Below are 15,596 nucleotides of genomic sequence, written 5' to 3' on the forward strand. Positions count from 1 at the left end.
GGTGGGCCCCGCGGATCGGCGAGGCGGCAGGCGGATCGGCGAGGCGGCAGGCCTACGCCCGGTGGGCGTCCTCGCTCAGTGCGAGGGCGCGCAGCTCGCCCCGCGCGGTGATGCCCAGCTTCGGGAAGATCTTGTACAGGTGGTAGCCGACGGTGCGCGGGCTCACCCCCAGCCGGGTACCGATCTCGCGGTTGGTGAGGCCGCCCGCCGCCAGCCGCGCCACCTGCAGCTCCTGCGCGGTGAGCCGGGCCGCCGGGTCCTCGCCGCCGCGCCGTGCCGAACCACCGGCCGCCCGCAGCTCGCCGCGCGCCCGGTCCCGCCATACGGGCGCACCGAGCCCCTCGAACAGGTCGGCGGCGAGCCGCAGGTGCGCCCGCGCCTCGCCCGGCCGCCGCTCGCGGCGCAGCCATTCGCCGTGCAGCAGGGCGGAGCGGGCACGGGCGAAGGGGTGGTCGTGAAGGCCGTCCGCGTCGGCTTCAGGGCTGTTGGGGCGGGTGTCCGCGTTCGTATCGGGGGTGGCGCGGTGGGCCGCCCGGAAGGCGGCGTCCGCGTCCTCCCCGTCGGCCATCAGCGCCCGGCTGCGGTGCCACTGCGCGCGGGCCCACGGCAGACCGCTGCCGACCGCCCACGCCCCGAACCTCTCCGCCGTCGCCCGGGCGCCCGTCGCGTCGCCCGCCGCCCGGTGCGCCTCGACCAGATCGGCCGCGGACCGGCGGGCGATCCGCCCGTGCGCGTACGGCGAGCCGGGCCTGTGCACCGCCGTCAGCCGCTCGCGGGCCTCGTCGTGTTCGCCGCGGGCCAGGGCCAGCAGCGCCGTCGCCCAGGTGGCCTCGGCGGCGGCCGAGCGGTTGCCGAGGGGGAGCGCGCCGGCCAGCGCCGCCTCGGCGTGCGCACGGCACGCGGCCTCGTCGCCGCGCAGCGCGGCCAGCCGGGCCAGCACGGCCAGCGCGTCGGCGGCCCGCACCGGCTGGTCCATGTCCCGGGTCAGCCGCAGCGCCTCCTCGGCGTGCTCCCCGGCGGCCCGCACCAGGCCCAGCTCGCACTCCAGTCCGGCGAGCCAGATCATCGGCGGGGCGAGCAGGGCGAGCGTGCCGGAGGAGCGGATGTTCTCGCACGCGGCCAGGGCGAAGTCTCTGGCGCGGCGCGGTGCCGGACCGTCGCGGGTGATCACCAGCGGCCACAGCCAGCGGTGCACCCCGCTGGTTCCGAGCTCGTCGGGGCCCTCGCGCAGAATCCGCCACGGGTCGGCGCCGTGCGCGGACGGCTCCCCGTCGAAGGCGGCCGCGAGCAGCCGCCCGTACTGCCGGTAGCGAGGGTCGAGTTCCAGCCCGGCGATGAGCAGCGCGGCCTCGCGCAGCCGGTCGCCCCGGTCGGCGTGGTCGGCCGCGTCGCACGCCATGAACAGCAGCGCGGCCGCCGCCTCGGGGGAGTGCGGGACGAGCGCGTCGGCGCTGCGGACCAGCTCCCGCAGCGCGGCGTCCTGATGCCCGCCCGAATGCCCCATGAGCCCGCGCAGGCGGGCCAGCGCGATCCGGGTGCCCCGGCCCGCGCCGGCTCGGGCGGCCAGGCGGTGGGCCGTGTCTCGGTGGCCGGACTTCCACGCGGCGTGGGCGGCGGCCGCCAGGCGGCGGGCGCGGGCCGCGGCGGTCGGGCTGAGGTCGGCGGCGCGGCTGAGGACGGACGCGACGGCGGAGAGCCCGCCGCGGTCGGCGATCTCGTCCGCACCGCCTTCCAGAGCGGCCGCCACGGCCTCGTCGGGGCCGGTGGCCGCGAGGGCGCGGTGCCAGGCGGCGGCGGTGGTCAAACCGGTGTCGGCCAGTTCGGCCGCGAGGGCCAGGTGGGCGGCGCGGCGCTCCAGGAACGGGGCGTCGGCGTAGACCGCGGAGCGGACCAGCGGGTGGCGGAAGCGGAGGTCGGGGCCCGACACCCGGAGCAGACCGGCGCGTTCGGCCGCGGTGAGCGCGGCGGCGGTGACGCCCAGCCGGGCGGCCGCCGCCAGCACGACGTCGGTGCGGCCCCGGTCCTCGGCCGCCGCGACGAGCAGCAGGGTGCGTTCGGCCGCGGGGAGCGCACGTACCCGGAGCGCGAACGCCTCGCGCAGGCGCGCGGTCAGCGGCAGTGGACCGTGGGGGAGCGGGCCGAGGGGCTGCGGGCCGTGGTGCAGCGGCCGGTTCCCCTCCGCCGCGGCTCCGGTCGCGGTCAGCTCGATCAGCGCCAGGGGGTTGCCGCCCGTCTCGGCGACCAGCGCGGCGAGTTCCGGGCCGTTGATGCCGCGGCCCCGCCCGGCCAGCAGGGCCCCGGCCTCCCGCGGGCCGAGCCCGCGCAGCCGCAGGCCCGGCAGGTCACCGGCGCGTACGGGCATGTCCTCCGCGTCGTCGCGGACGGCGAGCAGGACCGAGGTCCGCAGCCCGCCCAGCCGGCGGGCCGCGAAGAGGACCGCCGTGAGGGTCGCCCGGTCCAGCCACTGCAGGTCGTCGACGGCCAGCAGCAGGGGAGCGCGTTCGGCCGCCCGCCGCAGCAGCGCCAGCGCGGCCGTGCACACCATCAGGTCCGTGGCCGTACCGCCCGTCATCCCCAACGCGGCGTGCAGGGCGGCCCGTTGCGCGTCCGGCAGGTCCTCGGCCAGGGACAGCACGGGCGACAACAGCTGCTGGAGCCCGCCGAAGCCGAGCGCGACCTCGGACTCCAGGCCGGCGCAGCGCAGCACCACGACACCGGGGTGCTCCCGCGCCGCGTACGAGAGGGCGTCGCTCAGCAGGGCCGACTTGCCGATCCCCGCCTCCCCGCGCACCAGCAGGGCCCGGCCCCGCCCGGCGACCGCGTCGGCGACGAGGGCGCGGACGGCGGCCCGTTCGCCGTCCCGCCCGTGCAGAGGTCCCATGCGCCGAGCGTATCGGGACCAGTCGATGTGACAGATGCCCGCGCCCTGGTCCCCGGCGGAAGCTCGATCCGTACGGCAGGCCGTACGGCAGCACATCACCCACGCAGAGCGAGGAGCCGGATCGTGTCCGAGACACCCTTCAACCGCCGCAGAGCCATCTCGGGGGCCCTGGCCGGGGCCGCCGGGCTCGCCGCGGCGGCCGCCGGGACACAGGGGGCGCAGGCCGCCGCGCGGAAGGGCGAGGCGAGCGCGGCGGGCAAGGCGTGCTTCGCCGGGAAGGTGGTGGTCATCACCGGCGCGACATCGGGCATCGGCCGGGCGACGGCCAAGGCGTTCGCCGCCGAGGGCGCCAAGGTGGGGTTCTGCGGGCGCCGGGAGAACCTCGGCGCAAAGGTCGAGCGGGAGATCCGGAAGGCGGGCGGGGAGGCCGTCTACATCCGGGCGGACGTCCGGGACGCGGACCAGGTCAAGACCTTCGTGGACAAGGTGGCGAGCCGTTACGGCGGTCTGGACGTGGCGTTCAACAACGCGGGCGTCGAGTTCTCCAAGCCGCTGCACGAGACCGGCGTCGCCGAGTGGGACGACATCATCGGCACCAACGAGCGCGGGGTCTTCCTGGCGATCAAGTACGAGATCCCGCACCTGCTCCAGCGGGGCGGCGGCGTGATCGTCTGCACCTCCTCCGCCGGGGCGGAGCGGGCCCGGCCGGGCCACGCCGGATACACGGCGAGCAAGCGCGGCGTGGAGGGCATCGTGCGGTCCGCCGCCCTCGACTACGGCTCCAAGGGGATCCGCGTCAACGCGATCCTGCCCGGCACGACCGACACCCCGCTGGTGCGCCCCAAGGGCGTGTCCGACGCCGACTGGGCGGCGTACAAGAAGGCGTGGGGCTCGCTGAACGTGCCCGGCCTGCAGCGGATGGCCACCGCCGAGGAGATCGCCGATTCCGTGCTGGCCCTCGCCTCCGACCAGTTCGCCTTCATGACGGGCGCCTCGGTCCCGGTGGACGGCGGCGCACTCGCCGGTTCGAAGATGGTCTGGCCGGAGGGCTTCCCCCAGCCGCCGCAGTAGGCAGGGGGGCCAGGCGGCCCCTGCACCGTGGCCGCGCCCGTCGGACCTGGCCGCACAGCCCGATGCCCGGCGGGCGACCGCCCCCTCGCGTACCGCCCCGCCTATGCTCATCCGCATGAGCGAAGCCGCACCCCTGGACCCCGAAGACCGCAAGATCATCACCCTTGCCCGCTCCGCACGAGCCCGCAACGGCGTCGCGGAGGGCGCCGCCGTACGCGACGAGACCGGCCGCACCTATGTGGCGGGCACGGTCTCCCTCCCCTCCCTGCAGCTGAGCGCGGTGCGGACCGCCGTCGCCATGGCGGTCGCCAGCGGCGCGAAGTCCCTGGAGGCCGCGGCCGTCGTGACCGACGCGGAGACTGTCCCGGAGGAGGACCGCGCGGCCGTACGGGAGCTCGGCGGTGAAGGCACCCCGGTCCTGCTGGCGGGCCCGGACGGCGGCCTGCGCACCACCGTCCAGGCCTGAGCGCCGCGGGCCTGCGGGCGTATGCGCAGGTCAGGTGGTCATAGCCGTCGGCTATGACAACAGATCTTGGACGCTCGCCGGGCCCGGGCGGAAAGCTGAGGGCAGGCCGGGGGAACGCCCCGGCCACCCCCCTCCGCACCCAGGAGCCACCACCTCATGACCGCCCTTCCCACCCGCACCCTCGGCGACCTGAAGACCTCCGCGATCGGCTACGGCGCGATGGTGCTGTCCCCCGGCGTGTACGGGGAGATCGACGACGACCGCGCCCTGACCGCCCTGCGCTCCGCCGTCGACGAGGGCGCCACGCACATCGACACCTCCGACGGCTACGGGGAGGACGGCCACAACGAGCGCATCGTCGGCCAGGCCGTACGGGGCCGCCGCGACGAGGTCACCATCGCCACCAAGTTCGGCTTCCGCCGCCCCGAGGGCGTCGAGGGCCACCCCTTCCCCGTCAACTACACCTACGGCGAGCTGGCCGTGAACGCCGAGCCCCGCCACATCCGCTCCTACGCCGAGACCTCCCTGCGCACCCTCGGCACCGACCGGATCGACCTCTACTACCCGCACTTCCCGGACCCCACCGTCCCGATCGAGGACACCGTCGGAGCGGTCGCCGAGCTGATCTTTGACGGCCTGGTCCGGCACCTCGGGCTGTCCAACGTCACCGCCGAGCAGCTGCGCCGCGCCCACGCCGTCCACCCGGTCGCGGCCGTGCAGGCCCAGTGGTCGATGTGGACCCCCGTGGACGCCGAGCTGTTCGCCGCCGCCCGCGAGCTGGGCGTGGGCGTCGTGGCCTGGTCCCCGCTCGGCAGCGGCTTCCTGACCGGCACGGTCCAGGACGTCAGCGCCGAGGACTTCCGCCGCTTCATCCCCCGCTTCCACGACGGCAACCTGCAGGCGAACAACGACCGCTTCGCGCCGCTGCGCGCCATCGCCGCCGACCTCGGCCTGACCCCGGGGCAGCTGGCACTGGCCTGGCTGCTCCACCAGTACGAGCACGTCGTCCCGATCCCCGGCAGCCGCACCCCGGCCCACATCGCGGAGAACCTCGCCGCGGCCCGCACCGAACTCACCGCCGAGACCCTCGCCCGGATCGCCGAGACCCTGGCCACCTTCGCCCCCGAGGGCACCAGCGCCCTCCTCGGCTGACCGCGGCCGGCTGGTCGGCCAGGGCCGCGGTATCGGGGACAATGGGCGCCATGAGTGCCGCTACGTCCCCCTCCCAGCCCGAGCCCCAGGCGACCCCGCACCGCGCGGGCTTCGCCTGCTTCGTCGGCCGCCCCAACGCGGGCAAGTCGACCCTGACCAACGCACTGGTGGGGACGAAGGTCGCGATCACCTCCAACCGCCCGCAGACCACCCGCCACACCGTCCGCGGCATCGTGCACCGCCCCGACGCCCAGCTGGTGCTGGTCGACACCCCGGGCCTGCACAAGCCGCGCACCCTGCTCGGCGAGCGCCTGAACGACGTCGTACGGACCACCTGGGCCGAGGTCGACGTCATCGGCTTCTGTCTGCCCGCCGACCAGAAGCTCGGCCCCGGGGACCGCTTCATCGCGGGCGAGCTGGCCGGGATCAAGAAGACCCCCAAGATCGCCATCGTCACCAAGACCGACCTGGTCGACTCCCAGCAGCTCGCCGAGCAGCTGATCGCCGTCGACCGGCTCGGCAAGGAGCTGGGCTTCGAGTGGGCCGAGATCGTCCCCGTCTCCGCCACCGGCGGCGACCGGGTGGCGCTGCTCGCGGACCTGCTCGCGCCGCTGCTCCCGGAGGGCCCGGCGCTCTACCCCGAGGGCGATCTCACCGACGAGCCCGAGCAGGTCATGGTCGCCGAGCTGATCCGCGAGGCGGCCCTGGAGGGCGTCCGGGACGAGCTGCCGCACTCCATCGCCGTGGTGGTCGAGGAGATGCTGCCCCGCGAGGACCGCCCCGCGGACAAGCCCCTCCTCGACATCCACGCCAACCTCTACATCGAGCGCCCCAGCCAGAAGGGCATCATCATCGGCCCCAAGGGCAAGCGCCTGAAGGAGGTCGGGACGAAGTCCCGCAAGCACATCGAGGCGCTGCTGGGCACGCCCGTCTTCCTCGACCTGCATGTGAAGGTCGCGAAGGACTGGCAGCGCGACCCGAGGCAGCTGCGGAAGCTGGGGTTCTGAGCGCACACGGCACCGCCGGTCGGAGGCCGGCGCAGCGGTCCGAAGCCCGGGAGGCCCTCTGGGGCCGAGTGGTGCGAGGGCGGCAGGCGGAGGGGGTCCCGAGGCAGCTGCGGAAGCTGGGGTTCTGAGCGCACACGGCACCGCCGGTCGGAGGCCGGCGCAGCGGTCCGAAGCCCGGGAGGCCCTCTGGGGCCGAGTGGTGCGAGGGCGGCAGGCGGAGGGGGTCCCGAGGCAGCTGCGGAAGCTGGGGTTCTGACCGCGGCGGCAGTCAACGCTTCAGCAACCGGTCCAGGAACGGGTTGCCGAAGACGCGGTGCGGATCCAGCCGGTCCAGGGTGCGCACCGCCCGGTCCCAGGAGGGGTCGGGGCCCGCCCGGTACGTCCTGGGGACCGTGCCGGAGATGATCTCCTCCGCGTCCCAGGCGGCCGTGTCGGTGTAGCCCCAGCCCTTGGACCACTCGACCCGCGTCTCCGCGTATCCGCCGTCGAAGGTCCGCAGGCAGAATTCCTCCAGCTCGCGGTAGAACTCCATCGCCCCCGGCGTCGTCGGCTGGGTGAGCACATCCACCCACACCGCCACGTCCCACTCGGGCCGGTCCCCGCGCGGCCGCAGTACGGACAGCAGCGGCGGCCGGGCGCCCTCGGCGCGTACGTCGCGCGGCTGGTCCAGGCCGCTGACCCGGATCTCGACCTGCCCGTTGACCGGGAACCGGCCCTCGTGGGCCCATGCCTTCAGCCGCTCCCGGTAGAAGCCGGTGAACTCCGAGATCACCCGCTGCACCTGGGAGCGTGCGGTCACGATGGCGTAGCCGTTCGCCGTCTCGCGCAGGGTCGTCGGCCGCAGATACATCAGCAGGTCCCGGGACGGGCCCCACAGGTCGGCCGAGACGGTGGCGGTGAGCCCGGTCGCGGCGACCGTGTACTGCGCGGCGCCCAGCTCGGGGGCCAGATACCAGGCGCCCTCGCCGACCAGGCGACCGGCGAGCCGGGAGACGGGCGTCGGCAGCGCGTCGGAGAACGGATAGTTGTACGGGCCGGTGGTCGGGCGGGACGCGGCCGGGCGCCGCGGGCTGACGCTCCACACCTTCAGCCACGGCTTGTCCGTGTACGCGAACCAGATGGCCTCCACCCGGCCCGACTCGGCCATGAAGTCGGCGAAGGTGCGCCCCCGGCGGGCCAGAGGGCTGCCCGGCGCGGCGAACAGCTCGTCGACGGTGAGATCGATCCGGCTCTGGCAGCGCAGCTGGGTGTCGGGGCCCGCCTGCAGCACGGCCTCGGTGATGAAGGCGCGGCCGAGGTGGGTCAGGAGCGCGTCGGCGTCCCGGTCGGTGGCGCGGTCGAAGGTCCGCAGGACGTACGCGTCCTCGTCCGGGTCCCAGACCACGGCGGTGAGCCGCAGGATGAGGTTGCTGAGCGTGCCGTAGGTGTGGCCGGGGAGCGGCGTCTCGCCGTCGGCCGGGACGCTGGTGCCGTGCCCGTCGATGGCGAGCACCCCGCCGAGCGTCAGCTCGCCGGGGGCCGGGGTGTTGGTCACCCCGAGGCCGTGGCCGCCGAGGAACTCCAGCAGCTGCTCGACGGTCGCCCCGGTCTGGGCCCGGACGACACCGTGCGGGGCCGGGCTCTCCAGGCGGATCGCGGTCAGGCGCTCGGTGGTGTCCAGCAGCAGCACCTTCGCGTCATCCGCGGTGGTGGGGGTGATGGTCAGTGGGGACCAGTTGTGCGCCTTGCCGCGGGGCCGCAGCCGCCAGCCCGCCTTGTGCGCCCAGTTCGCCAGCGCCACGACGTCTTCGGGGGTGCGCGGGGCGCAGGCCCACAGCCCGTGGTGGCCGATCTCGCCGGACCAGTTCAGATAGGGGGAGCGGTGGGCGGTGAGCCCGGCGGGCAGCTCGGGCGGCTCGGGCCCGGCCGCCGCGGCGGTGGGCAGGCCGCCGAGCACGGGCGGGACGGCCAGCGACCCGGCGACGGCCGCGGCTTTCAGCGCGCGGCGGCGGGACAGTAATGCGCGAGGAGTAAGCATGCGCATGCCGCTTCACCGATGACGGAAAGTCAAACCGTTCAGCAGCAAAACTCACCCGTACGAGTGAGGCTGCGCGGGTGGGGCCGTACGGGTGCGGGGCACGCGTGAGGGGGAGGCGAGCTTTACGCGCCCTCCTTGAGGACGGTGCGCACCAGCTCCCGCTGGGCGTCGCTCAGGTGCGGGTCGGCGGCGTGGACGGTCCGCCCGTCCACCGTGATCTCGTAGTGGAAGCCGTCCGGGACGCCGCGCGAGGGCGTGATGTGTCCGGTCTCGACGGCCTGGTGGGCCAGGGCTTCCAGGTGCTTGGCGTCGGGCCGGCCGGAGGTGTCCAGCTCGGCCCGGCGCTCGATACCGGCGAACCCGCCGGTGCGGGTGACGGAAATGCGCATGGATCCATCAGTACCCGGTACGGGCCGCGGCCCGCCGCAGGCGCGGAGATCCGCCGAAGATCCGTCCGTACGGCCCCCGGCGCGCCGTGGGGCTCAGCGCGCCCCCGCCCGCGCCCGCAGGTCGGAGATGCCCACCTCGGCCCAGGCGTTCAGCACCGCCCGCTGCTCCTCGCCCTCCCCGTACCGCGACTGCGCGGCCGCCACCGTCAGCTGGGCGAAGTCGGCGAAATCCGCGTCGTAGGCCAGGTCGCCGCCGGTCAGGGTGTCGTACCAGATCTGTCCGGCGCGCTCCCAGGCGTGGCCGCCGAGGGCCTTGGCGACGAGGTAGAAGGCGTGGTTGGGGATGCCGGAGTTGATGTGCACTCCGCCGTTGTCACGCGAGGTGCGCACATAGTGCTCCATCGTCGCCGGCTGCGGGTCCTTGCCGAGGACGTCGTCGTCGTACGCCGTGCCGGGGGCTTTCATCGAGCGCAGCGCGACGCCGGTGACGCCCTCCGCGAGCAGCCCGGCGCCGATCAGCCAGTCGGCCTCGTCGGCCGTCTGGCCGAGCTGGTGCTGCTTGGTGAGGGAGCCGAAGACATCCGACATGGACTCGTTGAGCGCGCCGGACTGGCCGAAGTACTCCAGGTTGGACGTGTACTGGGTGACGCCGTGGGTGAGCTCGTGGGCCGTCACGTCGACCGGGATGGTGAAGTCCTTGAAGATCTCGCCGTCGCCGTCGCCGAAGACCATCTGTTCGCCGTTCCAGAAGGCGTTGCCGTACTCCTGGCCGTAGTGGACGGTGGCGTTCAGCGGCAGCCCGGAGTCGTCGATAGAGCGCCTGCCGTATGCCTTGAGGAACATCTCGAAGGTCGCGCCGAGGCCGTCGTACGCGCGGTTCACCGTGCCGTCGCCGGTGGCCTGGCCGCCCTCGGCGCGCGCCTTCCTACCCGGCAGGGTCTCCCTGTGCCCGGCGTCGAAGATGGTGCGCTTGGGCTTGTCGGAGGGCGCTCCGGCGGGGGCGGCGACGCCGCGGACGGTGGTGATGCGGCGGCGGGTGCGCTCCAGGGCGTCGCGCTCCAGGGTGCGACGGGCGGGCTCGGCCAGCCGGGGGTCCTCCGCCTGGGCCAGTTTGTCGAGGACATGCGGCGGCACGATGGTGCAGAAAACGGGGTGGTTGTTCGCGTTGGCGTCCATGCGAGGCAATGTGGCAGTCTGTGCATCGGTTGTCACGCCTTGACGTCACGATTCCTGAAATCGAGTGGTTGATGGCTATTCGGCCGGGAAGAATGTGACGCATACGTCATCCCGCATGGTGATACGGGTCCGCCGGCCCCGCGGGTCTCGGTTACGCTTCTAGACATCATGCGTTTCGGGCTGCTTCTTCTTAGCTGCCGCGGCGAGGGCCTGTAGTCGTAGGCCGACCCCCTCCCCGCGGAGTTCGGTGTTGCGGTGCATACGCCCCGTCGGCCGCCCAGCGGACATACGAGGAGCCCCACGCATCATGAGCACGTCTGATCATTCCGCGAGCGCCCAGAGCCCCATCGGGCGTCGTACGCCGATCACCGCCGCGACCGTCACCCAGCGCCCGTCCGGGATGCCGATCCACAAGTACGGCCAGTACGAGGCCGTGGACATCCCCGACCGCACCTGGCCGGACAAGCGCATCACCGCCGCCCCCCGCTGGCTGTCCACGGACCTGCGCGACGGCAACCAGGCCCTGATCGACCCGATGTCCCCGGCCCGCAAGCGCGAGATGTTCGACCTGCTGGTGCGCATGGGCTACAAGGAGATCGAGGTCGGCTTCCCCTCGTCCGGACAGACCGACTTCGACTTCGTACGGTCGATCATCGAAGAGGGCGCGATCCCCGAGGACGTGACGATCTCCGTCCTCACCCAGGCCCGCGAGGAGCTGATCGAGCGCACCGTGGAGTCCCTGCGCGGGGCCCACAGGGCGACCGTCCACCTGTACAACGCCACCGCCCCCGTCTTCCGCCGGGTGGTCTTCCGGGGCTCGCGCGAGCAGGTCAAGCAGATCGCGGTGGACGGCACCCGGCTGGTGGTGGAGTACGCCGACAAGATCCTGGGCGCTGAGACGGTCTTCGGCTACCAGTACAGCCCCGAGATCTTCACCGACACTGAGCTGGACTTCGCGCTGGAGGTCTGCGAGGGCGTCATGGACGTCTGGCAGCCCGAGGACGGCCGCGAGATCATCCTCAATCTGCCCGCCACCGTCGAGCGCTCCACCCCCTCCACGCACGCGGACCGCTTCGAGTGGATGTCGCGCCATCTGTCCCGGCGCGAGCACGTCTGCCTGTCGGTCCACCCGCACAACGACCGCGGCACCGCCGTCGCCGCCGCCGAGCTGGCGATCATGGCGGGCGCGGACCGCATCGAGGGCTGTCTGTTCGGGCAGGGCGAGCGCACCGGCAACGTCGACCTGGTGACGCTGGGCATGAACCTCTTCTCCCAGGGCATCGACCCGCAGATCGACTTCTCGCAGATCGACGAGATCCGTCGCACCGCCGAGTACTGCAACCAGATGGAGATCCACCCGCGCCACCCGTACGCGGGCGATCTGGTCTACACCGCCTTCTCCGGCTCCCACCAGGACGCCATCAAGAAGGGGTTCGAGGCGATGGAGACGAGCGCGGCCGAGCAGGGCAAGACGGTCGACGAGATCGAGTGGGCGGTCCCGTACCTGCCGATCGACCCCAAGGACGTCGGCCGCTCGTACGAGGCGGTCATCCGCGTCAACTCCCAGTCCGGCAAGGGCGGCATCGCCTATGTCCTGAAGAACGACCACAAGCTGGACCTGCCGCGCCGGATGCAGATCGAGTTCTCGAAGATTATTCAGGCCAAGACCGACGCCGAGGGCGGCGAGGTCACCCCGGCCCAGATCTGGTCGGTCTTCCAGGACGAGTACCTGCCCACCGAGGACAACCGGTGGGGCCGGATCGCGCTGCGCTCCGCGCAGACCTCGACGACGAGCGAGGGCACCGACGCGCTCACCGTCGAGGCCGTCGTGGACGGCGCCGAGACCGTGCTGACCGGCTCCGGCAACGGCCCGCTGGCCGCGTTCTTCGACGCGCTGGCCGCCATTGACCTGGACGTACGGCTGCTGGACTACTCCGAGCACACCCTCAGCGAGGGCGCGGGCGCGCAGGCCGCCGCGTACATCGAGTGCGCGATCGACGGCAAGGTGCTGTGGGGCGTCGGCGTCGACGCCAACATCGTGCGGGCCTCCCTGAAGGCCGTCGTCTCCGCGGTCAACCGCGCCGCCCGCTGAGACCCGGCGCCGACCGCGTCAACCGCGTGAGGTGCCGCGCGGCGGCTTCACTCACACGGGCCCCGCCCGCCGTGTACCCGGATGTCACGGCGGGCGGGGCCCTGTCTTTGGCCTGTTGTCTCCGTTCGGGGTACTGACGCCGCATCATAGATGTGGCTAGCATCACGTCAGCGCGGCAACGTGGCCGAAGCGTTATGGAGGTGTGACGTGGCGCACGCGCAAGCCCGACGCGACCGGGATCTGTGTGTGATAGGCGTCCGCACTCTGTGGCGGACCGTAGGCGACGGCGAGTTCTTCTGCCCCGACTGCGGAGGCGACCGGAACTATCGCCGCCGCACCGGCCGCCGCCGTATCGTCGTCCTCGGCCTGCCGGTCCTGCCGCGCGGGGCGGTCGCCCCGGTAGTCGAGTGCGCCGCCTGCGGCGGCCGCTTCGGCACCGAGGTGCTGGACCACCCCACCACCACCCGCTTCTCCGCGATGCTGCGCGACGCCGTGCACACCGTGGCCCTCGCGGTGCTCGCCGCGGGCGGCACCGACTCGCCCGCGGTGCGGCAGGCCGCGGTCGGCGCGGTGCGGGCCGCGGGGTTCACCGACTGCGGCGAGGAGCAGCTGCTGGAGCTGATCGAGGCGCTCGCCGCCGACACCGGGCGGCTCCCCGGCGCCGCCGCGTACGACGCCGCGACCGCCGCGGCCGCGGGCACCGCCGGACAGGGCGGCCGGGACATCGGGCGGGACGGCCTCGACCCGTGCGGTACCGCGCTGGCCATCGAGCTCCACGAGGCCCTGGAGCCGCTGGCACCGCACCTGGCGCCGACGGGGCGGGAGTCGATCCTGCTGCAGGGCGCCCGGATCGCGGTGGCCGACGGCCCGTACCGGCCGGCGGAGCGCGCCGTGCTGGAGACCGTGGGCCGGGCGCTGATGATCTGTCCCGACGACACGGCCCGGCTGATGGCCGCGATCCGCGCGCCTTTCTGATCCGTCTCCTCTGATCCGTCTCCTCTGATCCGTCCGGGCCCGTTTCCGAGGGGGCGTACGACGTCGCTTTCCGCGGCGGCGTTACTTCCCCGGGAGTAATCGGGCCCGCTTCGCACCCGGCGCAGTAGCCGCCATCTCCCTCGTCGGCGCGACGATTCGCCCGCCCGGCGCCGGGAGCCTGGACGCTATGCAGACCACGCAGCCAACGCACCCGACCGCGCCCCGAAAACCGTCACGCAAACCGTCACCGGAGCGGAGCAAGCCGGACCGCGCCGCGGGCCGCCGCCGCACGCTGCCGTTGACGGTCATCGCCGCATGGGTCCTGGTGCTCCTGGCCGCCGTGCCCTTCGCGGGCAAGCTCGGCGACGTCAAGCGCGACACGGCGGTCGACTATCTGCCCGCGAGCGCCGACTCCACTCAGGTCGCCAAGCTCCAGGCGGCGCTGCCCGGCGGCGACACCACCGACCTCGTCCTCGTCTACCGGCGGGACGGCGGGCTGACCGCCACCGACCGCGAGGCGGCCGACGCGCAGGTCGCCCGGGTCGCAGGCCGCCATGACACGGTCGCGGACCAGCCCCCGCGTGCCATCCCGTCCCGGGACGGCACCACCGTCATGTACCCGATGGCGCTGACTGGTCTGAAGGACGACACGGCTCGCACCGAGGCCGTAAAGGACGTACGCGCCGAGCTGGCCCGCCACCCCGAGGGCCTGAGCGCCCTGCTCGGCGGCGACGGCGCGCTGAGCGCCGACTCGCAGAAGGTCTTCGAGTCGACCGACGGCACCCTGATGTTCGCCACCGCCGGGGTCGTCGCCCTGCTGCTGATCCTCACCTACCGCAGCCCACTGCTGTGGCTGGTGCCGCTGGTGGTCGTCGGCGCGGCGGCGGTGGCAGCGATGGCCGTCGTCTACGGGCTCGTCCAGGGCTTCGACCTCGTTGTCACCAGCAAGAGCTCGTCGATCATGACCGTCCTGGTGTTCGGCGCGGGCACCGACTACGCACTGTTGCTGGTCTCCCGCTACCGCGAGGAGCTGCGCCGCCACCAACTCCCGTACGACGCGATGCGCGCCGCCGTGCGCGGCTGCGGCCCGGCGGTGCTCGCCTCCTGCGGCACCGTCGCCGCCGGGCTGCTGTGCCTGCTCGCCGCCGATCTCAACAGCAGCAGCGGCCTGGGGCCCGTCGGCGCGGTCGGCGTGGTGTGCGCGCTCGCCGCCATGCTGACGCTGCTGCCCGCGGTGCTGGTACTGCTCGGCCGCCGGGTGTTCTGGCCGCTGATCCCCGCGTACGGCAGTCAGCCACGCGCCCGGCGCGGCCTGTTCGCCGCCATGGGCGGCTCGGCGGCCCGCAGGCCCGGCACCGTGCTGCTCGCGGGCGGTGCGCTGCTGGGCGCCCTCGCGCTCGGCGTCCTCGCCCTGCCCGGCGACCTCAAGCAGGAAGACACCTTCACCGAGCGGCCCGAGTCCGTCGTCGCCATGAAGGCCCTGGCCGACGCCTACCCCGAGCGCAGCAGTCAGCCGATCAGCGTCTTCGCGCGCAGTGAGCGGGCCGGTGACGTGCTCGACCGTGCGGGCCGTACGGAGGGCGTCGCGCGGGCCGAGCGCGGGCGCAGCAGCGGCGGGTGGACCGAGATCGACGTCTACGCCAAGGCGCCCCCGCAGTCCGCGAGGGAGCGGCACACCATCCAGGCCCTGCGCGACGGACTCCACCGAATCCAGGGCGCCGACGCCCATGTCGGCGGGGCGAGCGCCCAGGAACTCGACCAGAAGGACACCGACTCCCGCGACCGGGCGCTGGTCATCCCGCTGGTCCTCCTCGCCGTCCTGTTGATCCTCGCCGTCCTGCTGCGCAGCCTGATCGCGCCGCTCGTCCTGGTCGTCGCCGTGATCGCCGTCTGGGGTGCGGCGATGGGCCTCGGCGGCCTCTTCTTCGAGCCGGTCTTCGGCTTCGCGGGAACCGACCCCGGACTGCCGCTGCTGTCGTTCGTCTTCCTGGTCGCCCTCGGGGTCGATTACGGCATCTTCCTGATGCACCGCATGCGGGAGGAGTCGCTGCGCGGCGCGGACACCCCGGAGGCCGCGCTCACCGCCCTGCGCACCACGGGCGGCGTGATCGCCTCGGCCGGCCTGGTGCTCGCGGCGACCTTCGCGGTGCTCGGGTCGCTGCCGCTGGTGATGCTGGCCGAGATGGGGTTCGTCGTCGCGGTCGGGGTGCTGCTGGACACCTTCCTGGTCCGGACGTATCTGGTGACCTCGGCGAGCCTGCTGCTGGGGCGCCGGGTGTGGTGGCCGGGAGCGCTCTCCCGCCGCCCGGCTGCCCCTGAGTCCGGGGCCGATGCCCAGCGGGCGGTGCCCGCGGACGGGGGATGAGCGGT

11 protein-coding genes are annotated in these 15,596 nt (G+C 73.7%); 7 read left to right on the forward strand and 4 right to left on the reverse strand.

What is annotated here, in order from left to right:
• Positions 1 to 52: 52 nt before the first annotated feature.
• Positions 53 to 2,881 carry an AAA family ATPase gene (locus PV419_RS00770; RefSeq protein WP_319685637.1) on the reverse strand — a complete coding sequence of 943 codons (2,829 nt, stop codon included), beginning with the start codon at positions 2,879 to 2,881 and terminating at the stop codon, positions 53 to 55.
• 123 nt (positions 2,882 to 3,004) lie between these two features.
• On the opposite strand from PV419_RS00770, the gene PV419_RS00775 reads away from it, so the two are divergent.
• From PV419_RS00775 to era, 4 genes are all read left to right on the forward strand, one after another.
• On the forward strand, positions 3,005 to 3,952 hold the full coding sequence (locus PV419_RS00775; RefSeq protein ID WP_319685638.1) for an SDR family NAD(P)-dependent oxidoreductase: 948 nt from the start codon (positions 3,005 to 3,007) through the stop codon (positions 3,950 to 3,952).
• A gap of 103 nt (positions 3,953 to 4,055) precedes the next feature.
• Positions 4,056 to 4,418: a cytidine deaminase gene (locus PV419_RS00780; protein ID WP_319685639.1), complete on the forward strand. Its 363-nt coding sequence runs from the start codon at positions 4,056 to 4,058 to the stop codon at positions 4,416 to 4,418.
• Positions 4,419 to 4,574: 156 nt separating this feature from the next.
• Positions 4,575 to 5,570 (forward strand): aldo/keto reductase, encoded by a 996-nt coding sequence (locus PV419_RS00785; RefSeq protein WP_319685640.1) that lies wholly within the window; start codon positions 4,575 to 4,577, stop codon positions 5,568 to 5,570.
• A 41-nt stretch (positions 5,571 to 5,611) separates the two neighbouring features.
• A complete protein-coding gene (gene era, locus PV419_RS00790; protein WP_415925202.1) occupies positions 5,612 to 6,577 on the forward strand; it encodes a GTPase Era in 966 nt (321 codons plus the stop codon).
• A gap of 268 nt (positions 6,578 to 6,845) precedes the next feature.
• Here the strand turns inward: era and PV419_RS00795 are convergent, their stop codons facing one another.
• The 3 genes from PV419_RS00795 to PV419_RS00805 form a co-directional block, all read right to left on the reverse strand.
• Positions 6,846 to 8,594, reverse strand: coding sequence for a cholesterol oxidase substrate-binding domain-containing protein (locus tag PV419_RS00795; protein WP_319685642.1), 1,749 nt, complete (start codon positions 8,592 to 8,594; stop codon positions 6,846 to 6,848).
• Positions 8,595 to 8,716: 122 nt separating this feature from the next.
• Positions 8,717 to 8,983, reverse strand: coding sequence for a protealysin inhibitor emfourin (locus tag PV419_RS00800; protein WP_319685643.1), 267 nt, complete (start codon positions 8,981 to 8,983; stop codon positions 8,717 to 8,719).
• A 93-nt stretch (positions 8,984 to 9,076) separates the two neighbouring features.
• On the reverse strand, positions 9,077 to 10,159 hold the full coding sequence (locus tag PV419_RS00805) for a M4 family metallopeptidase (RefSeq protein WP_319685644.1): 1,083 nt from the start codon (positions 10,157 to 10,159) through the stop codon (positions 9,077 to 9,079).
• A 307-nt stretch (positions 10,160 to 10,466) separates the two neighbouring features.
• On the opposite strand from PV419_RS00805, the gene leuA reads away from it, so the two are divergent.
• The 3 genes from leuA to PV419_RS00820 all read left to right on the forward strand — a co-directional run bounded on the left by leuA (position 10,467) and on the right by PV419_RS00820 (position 15,591).
• Complete coding sequence (leuA, locus tag PV419_RS00810) at positions 10,467 to 12,251, forward strand: 2-isopropylmalate synthase (protein WP_319685645.1); 1,785 nt, start codon at positions 10,467 to 10,469, stop codon at positions 12,249 to 12,251.
• A 207-nt stretch (positions 12,252 to 12,458) separates the two neighbouring features.
• A complete protein-coding gene (locus tag PV419_RS00815; RefSeq protein ID WP_319685646.1) occupies positions 12,459 to 13,226 on the forward strand; it encodes a TerB family tellurite resistance protein in 768 nt (255 codons plus the stop codon).
• Positions 13,227 to 13,413: 187 nt separating this feature from the next.
• Entirely contained in the window at positions 13,414 to 15,591 is a 2,178-nt protein-coding gene (locus PV419_RS00820) for an MMPL family transporter (RefSeq protein ID WP_319685647.1), read from the forward strand.
• The last annotated feature ends 5 nt before the right edge of the window (positions 15,592 to 15,596 follow it).

The organism is Streptomyces sp. ME19-01-6, assembly GCF_033793745.1.
In the GTDB taxonomy this organism is placed as follows: Bacteria; Actinomycetota; Actinomycetes; order Streptomycetales; family Streptomycetaceae; genus Streptomyces.